We start from the raw sequence: 16,360 nt of genomic DNA on the forward strand, positions 1-16,360 counted from the left end.
TTCAGGTTTCCCTCACTTCTCTTTGTGCAGGCGGGCACGGATCGTATCACGTGCCTGTGCAAGGTGGCCGGTTCTCCAGGCGATCAGGCCGCCTCCAATGATGAGGAGCACGAAGATGATTGGGATGACGGGAATCTGTGCAAACCCGCTCCCCATGGAGCCAAGTGGATTCCGGTCACCGCCCGGACCGCCTGCGGCGAAGTCCGGTGCGGTGGAGGTTCCATCGCCATCCGTTGTCGCCGTACCGCTGCTGCCGGTGACGTAGAACTCTTCTTCATAGATGTTGCCGTCCTCGTCCTTGTAGGTGACAAGCACCGGCACCTGTCCTGCGCCCTGCATCGTATAGGTCACTTCAAATCCGGAGAAGTCGTCCGGTTCAAGGGCGCCAAGAACCGCAACCGGATTGGGGTTTGCCGGAGTTGCGGGGTCGCCCACGGTTACCATGACGGAGTATGCATCCTCAAGACCGGCATTGGTGACATCACCGGAGACCGTGGCGGTTGAACCGGACGAACTCACGGAGACCTCGTTTACCACGAGAACCGCGCTGGTCTTGTCTGTCCCGAAGGTCATCGGAGTAGAGACAGTGGTGGTGTGTTCGTTCACGCCGTTTCTATAGCTCACCTCAAAGGAGAGGTCACCTTCCTCTTCCGGGGTGATCGCAAAGGTGACCTCTGCGGATTCATCCTGTTCAAGGTTGCCAACGAAGTAGCTGGTCTGATCACTCTTAATCCCGTCTGTGACCGGCGTAATCGTGATGGCGCTCAGTTTGCCCTCACGGGGATTGCCTACGAGGACCGTGATATCCACGGTCTTTCCCTCGGTGAAGGTCTCCGGGACTCCCAGAAGAGAGACCTGCGGCGTGGTATCCTCCACAATCACCGGGATGGACGAGCGCAGGGACCCGGAGGAGCCGAAGTCAATGTAGAAAGCCGGGTAGAAAATTCCCTCAGCGGGCCCTGCTTCCACCATGAAGGAAAATTCCATTGAATTTCCCGCACCGATGTCGCCGACAACGTCGTAGGCATTGTCATTGACGACGGTCAGGTCATTGGTGTAGAGTTTGACCCGGTCAATGGAAGCGCTCTCATCGCCGGAATTTGTAATCGTAACGGTGATAAATCCCTGGTCGCCCGGCATCAGTGTTTCAGGTGATTTGGTGATTCCTGTCACCGATATCTGGGACGAAGCATCCGATACGCTATCAGTCGCCGCGGCTGCAATGCCGCAGAGCGCCGCAAGGACCAGCAGTGCAATACATATTCTGTGGTTCATATCTGTGCCTCTAATAAGTATACAGAGAACCATCTCCCGTGAACAGGTATATATGAAGAAAATAAGGGGGGTGACACCATGTAACCGTAAGGTTTCACGGATGGTTCAAAACCCTGTGCATCGCCTCTGCAAACGCTTCGGCAGACGGGTAGCGGTCCCCCTTCTCCTTTGCAATGCAGCGCATCACAACGTCATCCCACGGTGCCGCCTCCGGGACACGGGATGAGGGGGGAGCGGGGGTTTCACTGAGGATGGCATCCGTCATCTCCCCGAGGCCCCCGTCGTCAAACGGCCGGCGACCGGTTAAAAGCTCGTAGAAGACAATGCCTGTCTGGTAGATATCGGTCCGGGTATCAGCGTCCCCGAAACGGCGGGGAGCGATCTGTTCGGGAGCTGCATACTGGATGGAGAAACCCACGATGGAGGACTCGTGCCCGTCACCCATCACGGCCCCCAGACCCCAGTCCGTTATTTTGGCCGAATTGTCCTCGGTAAGCAGGATGTTGTGCGGCTTGATATCGCGGTGGATGATGCCGTGTTCGTGGGCATACATAAGGCCGTGGACGATATCCAGCACAATCGCCGCCGCCCCGGCGGGCGGAAGCGGCACCGTGACCCCGGCAAGCGACCGGGACACATACTCCATCTCCACATAGGGCACCGGCAGGATATTGACTGAGCAGATGCGGACGATGTTCGGGTGGACGAGCCCTTCCCAGAGTTTCATCTCTTTGAGGAAGATGCGGCCGGTCGTCTCGTCAAAGCTGATAGGGACCTTGACGGCGACGACCGCTCCGTCTTTCCGCCGGACCGCCCGGAATACCCGTGCGAGTCCGCCCTTGCCGATGAACGACACGTCACGGTAGCGGTCCGCAAGCGTTGCGGGGAAATACACATCCCTGAGCTGTGTGTCCATGATACGGGTCTCATCGAAGGGATCGCCCTCATGGACGATGCGGGTCCGTTCGTCTGTATCTCCCGACACCTGCGGGGTGGTGAACCGGGAACGGTGATAGAGCCCGAGACAGACGGCCGCAACACCAAGCACGGCAGGAACAGAACCGCCCGGCCCTCCCTGACTGTACAGTACCAAAGCAGCGGAGATGATCGCGACAATGCCTGCCACGATGAGATAGGCGCCGAGCAGATAGCGGGGCGACCGTTCCGTCGGGGTGGTCGCAGCAAGGATGACGCCCGCCACCGAGAGAAATGACAGCCCGATCAGGACCGGGTTGACGCTCGGCAGCGTCCCGAGGAGGATGAGAGACTGGAATCCGGTCAGAAACATCGCCGAACTGCACAGGACCGCGAGAATGGTGTACCCGGCAGTCAGGAGAGGCACGATGTGCCCGCTCCGGTCCAGCACAGTGCGGTGCCGGGTGCGGCGGTCAGCAACCGTGAGCAGACCTGCCGCAAGCAGGGAACCCAGAAACGCGAATGCCGGCCAGGTCATCCCTTCCTGGTCACGGGGAAACTCAAAGGGGCCGGTTCCGTTCGGCGGCGGGCCCGGCTCCTGGGTATCCTCTATCACAAGCGGGACGGTGACCGTATATGCATCAATGCCGGAGATCAGGGGGGCGGTGTCCTCCACCGTTACAACCCCGGTGAGCTCGTTCATCAGGTCGAGAGTATGGCGTTCAAAGGGCCCCCGGCCCTCCTCTTCATCCCATACTTCGAACTTGTCCGGAGAGGGGGCCAAAACAAGATACGGCTCGTCCCCGATTCCATCGCCCCCGGCATCAGTCCCTACATACCCGCTCCAGTTGTTCCCCACTTCCCCCTCGAATGTGGTGCCCTCATATACGTAGGTCACCACCGGTGAGGTCCATGATGTCTCCGGGGATGACGAAATCGCCCCGGTGACACAGTCAATTTCGTTGAAATATACTGCAGTCCCATCCGATTCACTGACCTGAATACCGATACGCTGCCCTTCGATGAAGTTCTCCGTCACCAGCGTCTGGTCTGCGTCATAGACACAGATACCGACACTCGTGCCGGGAACGGCCGTGATAATCGTGTTCCCGGTGATCCTGGTATTGTCCGCATGGACGAAGATGCCGCAGGGAACCGTCCCGCTGATGACCAGCTGTTCTATGGTGACATACCCCGCCTCCACAAAAAGAGCGGCCTCACCGTCTGTCACCATGATGACCGGCAGCCCTCCGCCGGTGTCCACACCCGTGATCGTCACCGGGATGGTGATATTCAGGTGTTCATAATAGGTGCCGCTCTCAACGAGGATCTCATCCCCCGGCACGGCTGCGGCAAGTGCTCCGGATACACTGCCATACCAGTCTGCCCCGACGGTCAGGGTGGCGGCGCTGCCGATACCGCAGAGCAGGCCTGCGAAAAGAAGGAAGGTGAGGAGCATCCGTACAAAGCCGCTGCTCCTGTCGGTTCGGGTTCCCGTCTGGTGTTCGTTCCTTCGCATATTCATACGCACCGGTATTCGTTATTCGTCTGCTGCATCATCCTGAACTTCTGCAACGGTGAAGAGGAATCTGACCCCGCGGGGGCCACGGGCAAGGTCGATGATATCACCTGCCATCAGCCGCACCTCGTGGTTCGCTTCGCACGGATTGTCATTTACATAGGTCCCGCCGGTGCTTCCCCGGTCGGTAAGGTACCAGCCGCTCTCCTTCCGTTGGATCTCCGCGTGCGGCCGTGATATGCGGGTGACAAGGTCAAAATCCCGGTGGACGACGATCGCAGCGTCACCCGTGAGGGTGCCCGGCGGTGCGTAGCGGATGGCGGAGGGGCCGTGTTCATCAATGAGCGGCCCGAGGCGTTTCTCCTCCCTTCCGATACGGGTCACTTCTTCAGAGAGGGGGAAGGTCTGTCCGTCGGCAGGCCCGCCTAAAACAAAGATAACCGGGGTCTCCCCGGCATATTCACGGGAGACCATCCGCCGGGCCTCATCAACCTTCTCTGCCAGCTCGCTTCCCTTGATATGGACATCTAAGTTCGAGAATAATCCCAGGTTGCGAATGATCTCCTCGATGCCGCCGGGACGGGTGGTATATTTCCATACCGGAAGCGACCCGCGTGAGGTGGCCCGGCCGAATCCCGCCTCCTTTGTGATGATGCCTGCGCCAAGCATCTTCTCAAGATGTTTTTTGGTATTCACATAGGATGTGCCGATATCGGCCGCGATTTCACTGGCCTCTTTCGGCGTGTGCTCTATTATTTTTAGGATATGCAGGCGGACCGGATTGGAGAGGACATTAAGGTACCGGGAAAGATCTTCATAGTAGTCCATATCCTCAGTCATCATCACGGTCTTTGCATTGGCATATTCTTCTGGATCAGTCATGGAAATCACATTCCTCCGGGTGGATGGTGCCGCCCGGTACCCTGACCACAATCAGGGTGATGTTATCGGTTGATGTTTCGGCCGCTTCTTCGAGGAGGAGTGCAGCTGCTTCCTCTGCTGTCCCGACGGTGCCTGCCGCAATCATCGTCTCCCGTGAGACATAGTCGTGCAGGCCGTCGGAGGAGAGCACCAGCGTATCATTGGGACAGAGGACGTGGGTGGTGCAGTCGGCGATGAAATCCCCTCCCAGCGAATGCGTGATGATATTTTTCATCGGATGCGAGGCAGCCTCCTCAGGTGAGAGCACATCCCGGTCCACCAGATCCTGCACGAGAGAGTGATCCTTTGTCAGTGAACAGACGCTGTCGGCACGGATGAGGGTACAGCGGGAATCTCCCGAATTACAGAGGGAGACCGTTTCACCCGTAAACCAGGCGGAGACAAGCGTCGTGCCCATCCCCGAGCGTTTGCCGGTCGCCTCTGCAAGGATAGCAGCGTGGGCATAGGTATGGGCCCGTCTGAGGGTCTCCCCCTCCGGTTCCCGCTCCCCTGCAGTGGCCGCTCTTTCCTGTACGGTTTCGCTAAATATGCGGATCGCCAGAGCGGAAGCGACGTCTCCTGCTTCATGGCCGCCGATACCGTCCGCGACAGCACATACCAGTTCGTCACCAAACCGTGTGGCGCACCATGCGTCCTCATTTACGGACCGTACGCCGGCAACGGAGCGGGCGCTGTACGCAAATTGTGTATGGATTCCTGTATCTGGTCTCATCTCTCCGACTCGTATTGGAAAGTGTATTGTCGCGAGGGGTAATAAATGTGGGAAATGGTTGTGGTTGCATGGTGGCAGAATTTTTGCGGCCGTTCGACCCTTCATCCGCAATCATCCGGCGTGCGGGAGAGGGCTCCTGCATGAGGTATATCCCGGCCATATCCAGACGGTCCGACAGCTCTTCAGGGGTATGAATCATGAAGAGGAGACACGCGAAAATTCCGGTAACCGGCATGCGGGTAATGTCTGTCTCCGGCAGGGATCTCATCCCTCCTGCCGGGGTCAGGAACGAGCCTTCCGCGACCCCCACGTCCGTTGGAATCATTGCAGAATCATCCCTGACACCCGGAAAAAATGAGTGAATCGTATCGTCCGGCAATCATGACCGTTGCAGGACGCCGTTTATGGTTCTGTCCGGTTGCGTTCCCCTAAAGGACCACACGAACTGCCAAAACAAAGGTTTGGTTTTCCCGGAGAACTCAGCTCATTGTCTCGCCATGCTGCGAGATATCAAGGCCGACATATTCCTCATCCTTCGTCACACGAAGACCAAATACCATATCAACCGCTTTTGCAAGGATAAACGTCCCGCAAAACGCGAATGCAATGGCAGCAACCACACCGATTAGCTGAAGAACAATCTGGGAATACCCGCCGGCGATGAGGCCGCTGATTCCGCCGATGGCAGGGATAGCAAATAACCCGAGGGAGAGCGAACCCCATACGCCGCCAACACCGTGGATCGCCCATGCATCCAGCGATTCATCCCAGTTGTGTTCAAGTCTGAACAGAAGCGCCCCGTAACACAGGATTCCGGAAATGGTGCCGATGCATACCGCCGCAACCGGTCCCACAAATCCTGCGGCAGGAGTGATCGCACCCAGTCCTGCGATGGCCCCGGAGATCATACTCAGCGAACTGGGTTTTCCATGCACCCAGGCGGCAAACATCCAGGAAAGGGCACCTGCTGCTGCGGAGATATTCGTTACCACAAATGCATTTATTGCAACTTCATTTACTGCAAGAGCGCTCCCTGCGTTAAATCCGAACCAGCCGAACCAGAGCAGCGCACCTCCCAGCAGTGTCAGCGGAATATTGTGAGGTTCCAGATTGTGTTCCCCAAACCCAAGTCTCGCGCCGATGACGAGCGCAAGGGCAAGAGCGGCAAATCCGGCACCGATGTGAACCACGATTCCACCGGCAAAATCAAGAACCCCCAGAGTCTGAGCCCAGCCGCCGCCCCATACCCAGTGGGCCAGCGGGTCGTAGATGAATGTTGTCCACAGCAGGCCGAAGATGATAAAAGAGCTCAACTTTATTCTCTCGGCAACAGCGGAAGTGATAATTGCAAGTGTTATTGCCGCAAATGACAACTGAAACATCATAAAAAGCATATCCGGCACCGGATCGCCGGACATCTCCACACCCTGGAGCATGCAGTAGTCAAGGTTACCAATGATACCGCCAATATCAGGCCCGAAAGCGAGACTGTACCCACACACCACCCACTGTATGGATACCAGGGCAACTGACACAAAAGACAGTGTCAGCATCGATATCAGATTCTTTTTCCTTACAAGACCTCCATAAAAAAACCCCACTCCCAGTGCCATCAGCATAACCAATGCAGTACAAATGAGTATGAATGCCGAGTTAATCATAATGTCCGTTTCCATATATTTGCATCCTCAATTCGTGGTTCAGGAAGGAAGGTATATTCGATCACAATAAAATCCTAACTCTAAATGGAAGAATGGAGCCCTATAGTCAATATAGAGTGAGATATATCGCTATAGTCACGAACGGATGCGGGGTACCGGACCATTCGTCCGAATACCATTCAGACAGAGAATATAGAGAAAAATAGAAAATATGTTCTGAGAGGTTTCACCGCACAATCGCGGGATATTACTCAGCCCTGATCTGTATGGACTTATCAATATCATAGACAAATATTCTGCCGTCACCGTTCTCACCGGTGTATGCCTTATCCTTAATGATTGCAACGACCTCTTCAGCGTCAGCCGCATCGACAACAATCTCGACTTTGATCTTCGGGATGAGATCGACCATAACTTCCTTTCCCCTGAACTGAAGACGGATCCCGCGCTGTTCTCCCCTGCCATGCACATCAGAGACGGTCATTGCATAATGGCCCTTTTCATTCAGGGCGTCGGACACCCGGTCCAGCTTTTCAGGACGAATTATTGCATCAATTTTCTTCATCTGTTAAACACCTCAGATATTGGTGGATGCACACTCCTGTGCGGCATCCGGTCAGGGGTATCATCACCGCCATCCATCGGCGGGTTCAGAACTCCGACGATATATAATGTATATGGTAGAATATAGGGATAAACATTGTTGTGAATCCGTCGGTTACCAAATCAGAGAATATTCAGACGTTCCCGCAGGATTTCCGGCCACGATGACCACACCCGTACAGAGACAGACACCCTGATACGCCCTCTACCAAAAAACACTGTACAGTTCCGCTGCCTCTATGCGGACAAAACAGACGGGATATAGCCGGTTCCCGTATCGTGGGAATGTCGGGATTCAGGGATTTGGGGGCAGAATCAAACCCGACAGGAAAAGAGGGATGAGATTTCAGCAATCCGAACCTTCAAACACGCTCTCGCCATACTGGCCCAGGCTGTAGTTCAAATCGTTGTACAGCAGGGTCATCGGATTTCGCAGGAACCGGTATGGGGTGCAGTGTTCTGCTGCCTGCGAGTCGGTGATGTCACCATCCGAGTCGCCGTAATAGACCGAGACATTCTCTGCGTTGATGGCGGGCGTCTTTGATGTGCCGTTGGTGAAGATCACTTTGGGATTCTCGATGTCAAAGATTGCACCGATGTAATCTGAGATCCTCTCGTCCGGCGAACTGCGCTTCTTAGTGATGAATACCACCGTGTCACCCCGTTCCCGGTGCATTTCAACAATATCCATTGCCGCATATTTGGGGATATAAAAGCCCACAAACTCGTTATTAACAGCGCTTATGAACGCAGGGTTGTTTTCGGCATCATCTCCGAATATATTCGTGCCGTTCGGGCCGTCGATATTCATCCTTCCATAGTAATAGACCGAATCGGTGTAGAAGGTCGTGCTGTCCAGGTCCAGTCCGGCGGTGATGGGGCCGTCATCTGCCAGACTCTCTGCAATTTCACTTACACTGATGGTTGTATAGGGTTCCACCGGCGTTGCATCCACGGCGGCAGTATCGGTAGTAGTCGTGCACCCGGCACACAGGATCATACAAACGGCCATCCCCAGAATAAGGGAGGCTGTCCGGACACGTATTTTGGACATACTGATACATTCGGCAGGATACAAATTATGGTTTTGATTTCATTCGTCTGGGTATTGCATTGCTGATGATGCTGCAGGACGAAGATTGTTACGGTATATTCCCCCGACAAAAATGCAGATTCAGAATGGGTATGGCCCGGCAAAACGGCAGGCACAGTGCGCATAAACAGATAAATATATCATTCGACATATGAATTATTTGGATGCCTGCATACTTCCCATGTACAATCCACCTTCCACAAATTCACCAGATCACGAATGCATCACTGAATTTAATGCATCATCAGGTGTTTAATCAAACACTACTCCGTCTTTCAGAACTTTTCTTCACCATCGGGCGGGTGAAATGATTCACTCCCGGATACCGGGAGGCTTGAATGCATAAGTACTGTGTGCACAGGTATCAGGGACATCATATGAGTGTGCAAACGAAGTTAAGGTGTGAAGTGTCACAGAAGAGATGGACTTCGAAAATCGGGATCGCCTGCGTCATCCTGATGGTTGCGTTGGAAGTTTCGTGCGGTTGTCTGGACTCTTCAGGGAGCCCGAAATATAATCTGACAGAAGAGGATCGTGCATTCCTGAATGCGACAGACAGTCTGCCAAAAGGAAACTGGGCTGCGTCATCCATGGCAGAATTCGGCTCAGACTATCAGAACATGTACACGATTGAAGAGGAGGAGATGAAACTGTACGATACCAGAATACAGGTGCTCTCCTCGATGCCGGTGTCTGAAGAATTTCAGGAGATAAAGGAGGAGATAATTATGTCAGATGAGTACGGCCGTACGGTCTGTGAATATGAGATGAAGAGAACAATGGCGCTTATCGAGGATAATCTGACCGCAGAAGAGGAATTGTGGCAAATTGAAAATAATGCAATGGATGATTCACTGGCTCATATGTTCGAGGCGGACAGATTGCTGAAAGAAAAGTATGGGATATAGGATTTTTATATAAACCGTTCCAGCCGCAATTATTCCTCCTTTAATAAGAGGGAATAATTATGCATGCCACACACGAATCACCACGGAAATCCGGAAGAGAAGGGTGTCCGGGTTGGGGTAGGGGGGAGGTTTATTTTGGAAAAATCCCCTTATAGAGGAAAGATGATATGAATAAAAAATCCGGATTTACCCTTGCCCGCAAGGATGAGGAAATGACAGACCTTGTGAAGGAAACGGATCACAAAACATTAGCCATCTGGGCAATCGACTGTGTCGAGCGTGTCCTGCCATACTTTGAGATCCAGTGTCCACAGGACAAACGCCCCGGCAACGCTATCGAAGCACTCCAGACATGGATACGGACGGGGGAATTTCATATGGCGGATATACGCAAAGCATCCCTTGATGCTCATGCGGCTGCCCGCGAGGTGGGGAGAGATAATGCTGCCCGCTCTGCTGCCCGTGCCGCAGGGCAGGCAGTTGCAACGGCACATGTCGCCACACATTCTCTTGCTGCGGCAAAGTATGCCTTACAGGCGATTTACCGGGCCGCAAACCCCTTTGATACCGAAGACCCGATAACCCGTGAACGGGACTGGCAATACCAGCATCTTCGTGAACTGAGGGACAGGCAGGAGAGGGCAAACCGTGCTGCAGAGAAGGGGGAGGTATCCTGAGAACGGGTGAGGTCGCCGACGGTTCAAAATCACGGTGAAATAGTACGGGGAATATTGCGGGCCATCCTAAAAGGAGCCGGATTAAGCCCGGATGAATTAGGAACCAAACCTTATCCTGTCTTTATCTGTGGGAATACCATTAACCACTTGTTGCCACTCGCCATCCCGGAATACTTCATACTGTTCAAAAGCACAAGGCAATCCGTTTGCAGTAGCTATGTCGATGCTGTCCATTAGCTGAAAATGCAGATGCGGACCAAGGGAATTGCCTGAATTACCCACTCTGCCAATAACTTCACCTTTTTTTACACTCTGACCAACGGTAACCCGAATAGACCCTGTCTGAAGATGGACGAGCGCAGCGTATGCATTGTCGCCGCATTCCATTATGATGTAATTGCCGGCAACTGATTGTACGTCGTCTTTCCTCGGATCGAAATAGTGAGCATTTTTATAGGTGTTAGACAAATCGGAAAGCAAATTCGTTCGTTCTCGTTCTTCATAACCATCCTCTGCCTGGACAATGATCCCGTCGCACGGTGCATGTATTTCCTGGCCCCAGCAATAATATTCATTTACGGGAACCCCAAAAAGAAGATATTGCGGCAAGCTAACGCGATAAGCGGGCCAGCCCTTTTTTTCCCAATCCACTTGGATAAAGTCATACGCATATCTTGTTCCTAACTGATCTGTACCGTGGCTCGGAATTTTTGTTCCCGGAGTGTTGGGAGAGAGCCATTCTCCCCTCAAAGGAAACTCCACAATTATCGGTTCACGCGCTTCAATCATCTCATTACTCCTATCCGTCCATTCTTCACCTGCATTATTGAAAATTGCAAGTGCTCCAAGGGCAAGTACCAGTACGATACTGATACGTGCAGGCATGTGATTTTTCCCATTCCACACTGCAACTCGCATCTCAAACCCCTTATCCATTGCCTGACGTATGAAACCATTTTCCGAGTTTGTCAAAGACCAGACAGATATTCTCCCCGCTGCCAACCTCCTTTTGGTAGGTGCCGGGCACCGCTGTCACACTACGGGGATGGGTGATACTCACCCATAACAGTATGGCTGATATGATTATAGCCGTGCGAAGACGGGCATTTCTGCATGATTACAGCCATGCAAAAATACGGTAGCTGTACGGCTGCAGGGCAATTCGGATGTGGCACCGCTGTCCGTTGAAACGGGTTTAAAGCATGTATACATCCACGATGCCCTGAAGGAGAAGATATTCCGGCGGGAATATTTCAAGCACACGGGCCTTGGCCGCTTCCTTTCCCGTGAAATTCTCTCGATTACCGGTCTCTCGATTCAGGAGATGGGAGTGGCAGGGCAGGGGGCCCGGTTCGTCATTCATATCCCGAAGGGACTGTTCCGGTTTGCGGAGTAGGGAGTGATTGTGGTCGGGTTTCGCGGTGTGAGATAGCTTCCTGGTATACCGACATGCGGTTTTTTCCCTGATGAGCGGTCTCTGATACATGCCGTCTCTTTCCAATTGCAACAGATTTTATGGTGTGCTATCGGATAATCTACCACATGGGCAATACCGGTACCAATACGATACAGCCAAAGCTGCTGCTGCGTATCGAAGAAAAAAGGGAGCTCTCTTTTTCTATGCCTCCTCTTCCGGCAGATGAGAGCCAAAAACTGCATGAAGAGCAAAAGCTGTTGCATACGTATTATTCCAATGCGATAGCGGGAAATACCCTCACGCTTGCAGAGACGCGTGCCGTTGTAACCGAAGGCGAGACGATCGAAGAAAAATCCCTTCAGGAGCATCGTGACGCGATGAATACGGCAACCGCCTTTGAACGGATGGAGACACTCGCAAACGAGGGGGCAGCGATAGACCATGCCACAGTTCAGGCGATTCATGCGGTTGTTACCGGCGCAGAACCGGATGATGCCGGGAAATACCGGAGGACGAATATCAGGGCCGCCTCCGCCGCAAAGGCCCATCCCAACTGGACGGAGGTAATGAAGCTCATGAACCAGCTCCTGGTAACGGTGCGAAACAGCCGCCTGCACCCGATAGAAACTGCGGCCTATTTCTATCACGGGTTTGGTGATATTCATCCGTTCACCGAGGGGAATGGCAGGGTCGGACGCCTCTGTACCTGCCTGTATTTAATGGAACGAACGTATCCCCCGGTCGTACTAAAAAAAGAGAGCCGGAAACGCTATACCCAGCTCATAAAAGCAGCGGATGCCGGAGACATCGGCCCGTTCTCCGATTACCTCGCAAAAGCTGTGGATGAAAGCCTGACCCTCTCGCTTGCGGCATATGGCGGGGAGGATGAGCTGATGCCGGTAGAGGATATCGCGGAGAATCTTGGAGAGGATTCACCATATTCAGCGTATTCACCGGAATATTTGCGTCACCGGGCAGAACAGGGGGTGCTTGATGCGGTTCAGATGGAACATACATGGTATACCTCACGCCGGGCGCTGGACAGATACCTCGCAGGATATGAAAACGACGAGCGGTGAGTGGGTGATCAGAGCGGCGGGTATGGAGACGGGGGGATGGGGTTCTGATACCAATTGGGGACGTTCCTGCCGTCCGGCGGTTGAGGCAGGGGATACCAGAATCCTCCACAAAATCATGAATGGTAAATATGGCCGGAAAAAGAGAGCATCAATCACCTGAACCGAATATTTCGATTGCAGCATTTCAGGAATGTATCTATGATACCTGAATACAATGCAAAAATTTTCTTTGCGGTTCCGGCATTCTCATTTGCCTGGCATGCTGCCTCCCGAAGGAAAAAATCAATCCAGCCATCCCGGACAAATAGTTCAATCAATATTATCTCTATGAAGGAAGATGATATGATATTGGTGATATCATGAAGACATTCACAGCGGTACTCTACGCGGAAGATGATATGTACATCGCAGAATGCCCGGAGGTGGGTACCGTCAGCCAGGGAGATACTGTGGAAGAGGCCGTAGCAAACCTCAGGGAAGCCACTGAGTTGTACCTTGCTGAATTCCCACTTGCAGAACAAAGACGCCCCATCATAACAACATTCGAGGTTAATGAGTGTGTCAGGGCGTAAACCTGTCTCAGGCGAGACAGTGATAAAAATACTCTCAAAAAAATACGGTTTCGCAGTAAGCGGTCAATCGGGTAGCCATGTGCGCCTCTCAAAACAGACACCCGAAGGAAAGGTCGGGACAGTTGTCCCACTGCACAAAGAGATCAAGGTAGGCACCCTTCGTGGAATCCTGAAACTGGCAAAAATCGATCCGGACGATTTCATCCGACATATCTGATTGTCTGTTCCTGATAGTAACACATGGGAAAAAATTCTGCCGCCAATCCCCCTAGCAGCCTGAATGCCTGTCATTTTTCTTTTTATTCTGAGGGGGATCTCAGTATGCACTCCAAAATATGCATGGATGAGAATATCCCGCAGTCCTGCAATCTTTCTCCATGATATATCCGGATGCTCTTCTTTTCGGGACACCGGAATGAGTTTGACGGCCTCCCCGATGACCATGAGGTTTCGTATCACTGCATCCTGCACAAGGTCATTCTCACTGAAATCTTCAAAGGACATCCCGTGTGTATACCGCTGTATTCTTTCTGCAGCCTCCGGAATATCCTGGAGATAGAGATTATAATCCCGGGGCATATCTGACGCTCCGGAGGATATATGGTCTGAGTGCGGGTTTTATCGTATCACGGTCGACAAGGTCTACTTTTCTTCTGAAGAGATCTTCAAGGAAGAATTTAAGGTCCATATATGTGTCAAAAGAACGCCCTCCTTCAACAAACTCGACCAGAATATCAATATCGCTCTCTTCACGCGCTTCATCACGAACAAAGGAGCCAAACAGCCCCAAACGCCTGACCCCAAGGTCTCTGATCCGCTTCTCGTTTCCCGCGAGTTCTCCAAGGATATCCTCTGCTGTGAGCATTGACTATTCATACTCATCTTATTCCCCATTTCGGATAACGCTTTTCCCGGTTGTGGTTTGACGTTGGGTGTCGATTCTATCCCGGTTCGGATACCTCTGCCCACTATGGATGAAAACCCATGGTGTTTCTGCTTATCCCCGTGGCGTCTTTGCGTCCTTCACGACTAATATGTAATTCTCATTGGAAAACCGATCAATGCCGGAAATCTGTGTATATTATGGAAAAACACCCTTCCGGTGTATATCCGGAACCTCAACAGATTTCAGGGGAGAATCAGGTGAGGGAATGTACCACTCTCCCCAATCTCTTATCAGGTAAAACAACCATGATCTCCATATCTAGTGGCGATACACATGAAAAACCGCCTCAATCCCGCCCATCCTATCGCAGGACTTGAGAATCACACGGTCAGTGATTACTGGTCGTGAGCGTATTCCAATATCCTGACAAACACCAACCGATCTGTCTTCGCTGAGTATCTGGTCGGTGCTGCCCTCGGTGTGCTTGATACCCCCCGGATAGAATGGGACCGCTGTGATCTCTTCTACCATGGGGCTGGAATCGAGGTGAAGTCCTCTGCCTACGTTCAGAGCTGGTATCAGGAACGGCCCTCAAAGATTCAGTTCGATATTGCGAAAAAACTCCGGTGGGACTCTACAACCAATACCTATGTCCCGGACGATCCCTGCCGGTGTGCTGACTGCTATGTGTTCTGTCTTTTTACGGGAGAGGAGGAACGCCATGAAGATGTCCTCGATACATCGCTCTGGAAATTCTATGTGCTTGCGACAGATGTCATCGAGGAACAATTCGGGGAGCAGAAATCGGTGGCGCTTTCGAGGATTGAAGAGGTTTGTGAGGCGGTTTCGTATGGGGATTTGAAACATATGGTAGATTCTGTGTTTGGGGTTGAATGAATGGTGAGATACCGGCTGAATACTATTACCGGGTCCATTTGCCACTGGGGGATTTGTGTCCTGCGCTGGTATTATATGCCCGGTTCACCCATCCCTATTCATCAGGTGAGTGAACCAATGTCAGATATAACGATCATGGTACCTTCCGATATTGTCCAGGCGCTCCGTCTGCCTCCTGATACCGTGCAGGCGGAACTTCAGCAGGAACTCGCCCTGGCACTTTACCAGCGTGGCATCCTATCATCCGGGAAAGCGTGTGATCTTGCAGGGCTGCCCCGGTGGGAATGGGAGGCATTGTTGGGCGATCGGAAGATTCGCCGGCATTATGAAGAGGATGAACTCGAACAGGATATTCTCTATGCCACGAGCAGTCAGTAACTCCTCGCCTCTCATCCATCTTTCATGGATTGACCGTTTTTCTCTCCTCAGGCGGTTTTCATCGGTTGCTATTCCTCCTGCAGTATGGCGTGAAGTCGTTGAAGAAGGAGGTTCACGTCCGGGTGTGTCAACAATCAGACATGCCCGTGAATCCGGATGGCTTACCGTAATAGAACCGAATAACCGTGATTTAGTGAATCTTCTTAAACAGGAATTGCACGCGGGTGAGGCAGAGAGTATTGTCCTTGCCATTGAAACAAAGCCGGACATATTGATACTCGATGAATCGGATGCCCGCCGTATCGCAGGACTTTACGATCTTCCAATCACCGGAATAATTGGTCTTCTGATGCAGGGGAAAAAAGAAGGGCAGATTGATTCTCTCAGGGATGAGATGGACAGACTTAGAAACCAGGGTGGGTTCTGGATTCACGACAAATTGTATGAACGTATTCTCGATTGGGAGCAGTCACTGGATTGAGATAGGTACTGGTCAGGTTCACACCAGGCAGGAAAAGTATCTCTCCTCACCTGATATTATGGGAAAAAGGCCCAAATTGACGTTCTTTCAGACAGTATTGAAATCCATCAGAAATAACTCCATATTGCGCGTTATTTTAACTATTAACTAATTTACAAGGAATATTATGGGAGTGCAAATCACTGCATTTTTGGGAGGATGTATGGGATGTCTGAGGGCAAGATCTGCCCTCTCCGGGCGTCTATGTAGGTGTGTTTTCCCGACCACGAGAGGCGATTTTTGAGCAATTTATGCGCAATTTATGCGACTATTTGCCAAAGCACGGATTTCCCCAAAAATGAAAAG

At 52.4% G+C, this 16,360-nt stretch carries 19 protein-coding genes and 1 pseudogene; 10 read left to right on the plus strand and 10 right to left on the minus strand.

Going from position 1 to position 16,360, the window contains the following annotated elements:
- Window positions 1-12: 12 nt before the first annotated feature.
- The 4 genes from OU421_RS02560 to OU421_RS02575 all read right to left on the minus strand — a co-directional run bounded on the left by OU421_RS02560 (window position 13) and on the right by OU421_RS02575 (window position 5,363).
- Complete coding sequence (locus OU421_RS02560; RefSeq protein WP_268187046.1) at window positions 13-1,275, minus strand: COG1361 family protein; 1,263 nt, start codon at window positions 1,273-1,275, stop codon at window positions 13-15.
- Window positions 1,276-1,369: 94 nt separating this feature from the next.
- A complete protein-coding gene (locus tag OU421_RS02565; RefSeq protein ID WP_268187048.1) occupies window positions 1,370-3,709 on the minus strand; it encodes a protein kinase domain-containing protein in 2,340 nt (779 codons plus the stop codon).
- Window positions 3,710-3,730: 21 nt separating this feature from the next.
- The gene (locus OU421_RS02570) at window positions 3,731-4,591 is read right to left on the minus strand and encodes an FHA domain-containing protein (protein ID WP_268187050.1); all 861 of its coding nucleotides are present in this window, start codon (window positions 4,589-4,591) and stop codon (window positions 3,731-3,733) included.
- A complete protein-coding gene (locus OU421_RS02575; RefSeq protein WP_268187052.1) occupies window positions 4,584-5,363 on the minus strand; it encodes a PP2C family protein-serine/threonine phosphatase in 780 nt (259 codons plus the stop codon). Before OU421_RS02575 ends, OU421_RS02570 begins: the two co-directional genes overlap by 8 nt.
- A gap of 197 nt (window positions 5,364-5,560) precedes the next feature.
- Here OU421_RS02575 and OU421_RS02580 point away from each other — a divergent pair, with 197 nt between their 5' ends.
- Window positions 5,561-5,725 carry a hypothetical protein gene (locus OU421_RS02580; protein ID WP_268187053.1) on the plus strand — a complete coding sequence of 55 codons (165 nt, stop codon included), beginning with the start codon at window positions 5,561-5,563 and terminating at the stop codon, window positions 5,723-5,725.
- Between the two features lie 117 nt (window positions 5,726-5,842).
- Here the strand turns inward: OU421_RS02580 and OU421_RS02585 are convergent, their stop codons facing one another.
- The 3 genes from OU421_RS02585 to OU421_RS02595 form a co-directional block, all read right to left on the minus strand.
- Window positions 5,843-7,039: an ammonium transporter gene (locus OU421_RS02585; protein ID WP_268187054.1), complete on the minus strand. Its 1,197-nt coding sequence runs from the start codon at window positions 7,037-7,039 to the stop codon at window positions 5,843-5,845.
- 232 nt (window positions 7,040-7,271) lie between these two features.
- Complete coding sequence (locus tag OU421_RS02590) at window positions 7,272-7,589, minus strand: P-II family nitrogen regulator (protein WP_268187055.1); 318 nt, start codon at window positions 7,587-7,589, stop codon at window positions 7,272-7,274.
- Between the two features lie 384 nt (window positions 7,590-7,973).
- Window positions 7,974-8,681, minus strand: coding sequence for an HAD family hydrolase (locus tag OU421_RS02595; protein WP_268187056.1), 708 nt, complete (start codon window positions 8,679-8,681; stop codon window positions 7,974-7,976).
- A 446-nt stretch (window positions 8,682-9,127) separates the two neighbouring features.
- Between OU421_RS02595 and OU421_RS02600 the strand changes: the two genes are divergently transcribed.
- Together OU421_RS02600 and OU421_RS02605 are read left to right on the plus strand one after the other, a co-directional pair.
- On the plus strand, window positions 9,128-9,628 hold the full coding sequence (locus tag OU421_RS02600) for a hypothetical protein (RefSeq protein WP_268187057.1): 501 nt from the start codon (window positions 9,128-9,130) through the stop codon (window positions 9,626-9,628).
- Window positions 9,629-9,795: 167 nt separating this feature from the next.
- On the plus strand, window positions 9,796-10,305 hold the full coding sequence (locus OU421_RS02605; RefSeq protein ID WP_268187058.1) for a putative immunity protein: 510 nt from the start codon (window positions 9,796-9,798) through the stop codon (window positions 10,303-10,305).
- Window positions 10,306-10,401: 96 nt separating this feature from the next.
- On the opposite strand, the gene OU421_RS02610 is transcribed toward OU421_RS02605, so the two are convergent.
- Complete coding sequence (locus OU421_RS02610) at window positions 10,402-11,241, minus strand: M23 family metallopeptidase (RefSeq protein ID WP_268187059.1); 840 nt, start codon at window positions 11,239-11,241, stop codon at window positions 10,402-10,404.
- A gap of 232 nt (window positions 11,242-11,473) precedes the next feature.
- On the opposite strand from OU421_RS02610, the gene OU421_RS02615 reads away from it, so the two are divergent.
- The 4 genes from OU421_RS02615 to OU421_RS02630 all read left to right on the plus strand — a co-directional run bounded on the left by OU421_RS02615 (window position 11,474) and on the right by OU421_RS02630 (window position 13,590).
- On the plus strand, window positions 11,474-11,701 hold the full coding sequence (locus OU421_RS02615) for a hypothetical protein (protein ID WP_268187060.1): 228 nt from the start codon (window positions 11,474-11,476) through the stop codon (window positions 11,699-11,701).
- Between the two features lie 146 nt (window positions 11,702-11,847).
- On the plus strand, window positions 11,848-12,801 hold the full coding sequence (locus OU421_RS02620; protein ID WP_268187061.1) for a Fic family protein: 954 nt from the start codon (window positions 11,848-11,850) through the stop codon (window positions 12,799-12,801).
- A 359-nt stretch (window positions 12,802-13,160) separates the two neighbouring features.
- A complete protein-coding gene (locus tag OU421_RS02625; protein WP_268187062.1) occupies window positions 13,161-13,373 on the plus strand; it encodes a type II toxin-antitoxin system HicB family antitoxin in 213 nt (70 codons plus the stop codon).
- Window positions 13,354-13,590 (plus strand): type II toxin-antitoxin system HicA family toxin, encoded by a 237-nt coding sequence (locus tag OU421_RS02630; protein ID WP_268187063.1) that lies wholly within the window; start codon window positions 13,354-13,356, stop codon window positions 13,588-13,590. The genes OU421_RS02625 and OU421_RS02630 overlap by 20 nt, the downstream gene beginning before the upstream one ends.
- Before the next feature lie 107 nt (window positions 13,591-13,697).
- Here OU421_RS02630 and OU421_RS02635 read toward each other — a convergent pair.
- Together OU421_RS02635 and OU421_RS02640 are read right to left on the minus strand one after the other, a co-directional pair.
- Window positions 13,698-13,952, minus strand: a pseudogene (locus tag OU421_RS02635) (HepT-like ribonuclease domain-containing protein); the annotation flags it as partial.
- On the minus strand, window positions 13,936-14,238 hold the full coding sequence (locus OU421_RS02640) for a nucleotidyltransferase family protein (protein ID WP_268187064.1): 303 nt from the start codon (window positions 14,236-14,238) through the stop codon (window positions 13,936-13,938). The pseudogene OU421_RS02635 and the gene OU421_RS02640, both read right to left, overlap by 17 nt.
- A 501-nt stretch (window positions 14,239-14,739) precedes the next feature.
- Here OU421_RS02640 and OU421_RS02645 point away from each other — a divergent pair.
- The 3 genes from OU421_RS02645 to OU421_RS02655 all read left to right on the plus strand — a co-directional run bounded on the left by OU421_RS02645 (window position 14,740) and on the right by OU421_RS02655 (window position 16,015).
- Window positions 14,740-15,156, plus strand: coding sequence for a hypothetical protein (locus OU421_RS02645; protein ID WP_268187065.1), 417 nt, complete (start codon window positions 14,740-14,742; stop codon window positions 15,154-15,156).
- A 117-nt stretch (window positions 15,157-15,273) separates the two neighbouring features.
- Window positions 15,274-15,534 (plus strand): UPF0175 family protein, encoded by a 261-nt coding sequence (locus OU421_RS02650; RefSeq protein WP_268187066.1) that lies wholly within the window; start codon window positions 15,274-15,276, stop codon window positions 15,532-15,534.
- The gene (locus OU421_RS02655; protein WP_268187067.1) at window positions 15,515-16,015 is read left to right on the plus strand and encodes a DUF3368 domain-containing protein; all 501 of its coding nucleotides are present in this window, start codon (window positions 15,515-15,517) and stop codon (window positions 16,013-16,015) included. Before OU421_RS02650 ends, OU421_RS02655 begins: the two co-directional genes overlap by 20 nt.
- Window positions 16,016-16,360: the final 345 nt, after the last annotated feature.

The sequence above is a fragment of the Methanogenium organophilum genome, assembly GCF_026684035.1.
GTDB classification, from domain to species: Archaea; Halobacteriota; Methanomicrobia; order Methanomicrobiales; family Methanomicrobiaceae; genus Methanogenium; species Methanogenium organophilum.

What these genes read in the sequence shown, in the direction of transcription:
- OU421_RS02580 (WP_268187053.1), top strand. Translation starts at nt 5,561, where the DNA reads ATGAAGAGGAGACACGCGAAAATTCCGGTAACCGGCATGCGGGTAATG.
- OU421_RS02625 (WP_268187062.1), top strand. Translation starts at nt 13,161, where the DNA reads ATGAAGACATTCACAGCGGTACTCTACGCGGAAGATGATATGTACATC.
- OU421_RS02570 (WP_268187050.1), bottom strand. Translation starts at nt 4,591, where the DNA reads ATGACTGATCCAGAAGAATATGCCAATGCAAAGACCGTGATGATGACT.
- OU421_RS02610 (WP_268187059.1), bottom strand. Translation starts at nt 11,241, where the DNA reads ATGGATAAGGGGTTTGAGATGCGAGTTGCAGTGTGGAATGGGAAAAAT.
- OU421_RS02605 (WP_268187058.1), top strand. Translation starts at nt 9,796, where the DNA reads ATGAATAAAAAATCCGGATTTACCCTTGCCCGCAAGGATGAGGAAATG.
- OU421_RS02650 (WP_268187066.1), top strand. Translation starts at nt 15,274, where the DNA reads ATGTCAGATATAACGATCATGGTACCTTCCGATATTGTCCAGGCGCTC.
- OU421_RS02590 (WP_268187055.1), bottom strand. Translation starts at nt 7,589, where the DNA reads ATGAAGAAAATTGATGCAATAATTCGTCCTGAAAAGCTGGACCGGGTG.
- OU421_RS02630 (WP_268187063.1), top strand. Translation starts at nt 13,354, where the DNA reads ATGAGTGTGTCAGGGCGTAAACCTGTCTCAGGCGAGACAGTGATAAAA.
- OU421_RS02595 (WP_268187056.1), bottom strand. Translation starts at nt 8,681, where the DNA reads ATGTCCAAAATACGTGTCCGGACAGCCTCCCTTATTCTGGGGATGGCC.
- OU421_RS02620 (WP_268187061.1), top strand. Translation starts at nt 11,848, where the DNA reads ATGGGCAATACCGGTACCAATACGATACAGCCAAAGCTGCTGCTGCGT.
- OU421_RS02575 (WP_268187052.1), bottom strand. Translation starts at nt 5,363, where the DNA reads ATGAGACCAGATACAGGAATCCATACACAATTTGCGTACAGCGCCCGC.
- OU421_RS02565 (WP_268187048.1), bottom strand. Translation starts at nt 3,709, where the DNA reads ATGCGAAGGAACGAACACCAGACGGGAACCCGAACCGACAGGAGCAGC.
- OU421_RS02640 (WP_268187064.1), bottom strand. Translation starts at nt 14,238, where the DNA reads ATGCTCACAGCAGAGGATATCCTTGGAGAACTCGCGGGAAACGAGAAG.
- OU421_RS02560 (WP_268187046.1), bottom strand. Translation starts at nt 1,275, where the DNA reads ATGAACCACAGAATATGTATTGCACTGCTGGTCCTTGCGGCGCTCTGC.
- OU421_RS02585 (WP_268187054.1), bottom strand. Translation starts at nt 7,039, where the DNA reads ATGGAAACGGACATTATGATTAACTCGGCATTCATACTCATTTGTACT.
- OU421_RS02655 (WP_268187067.1), top strand. Translation starts at nt 15,515, where the DNA reads ATGCCACGAGCAGTCAGTAACTCCTCGCCTCTCATCCATCTTTCATGG.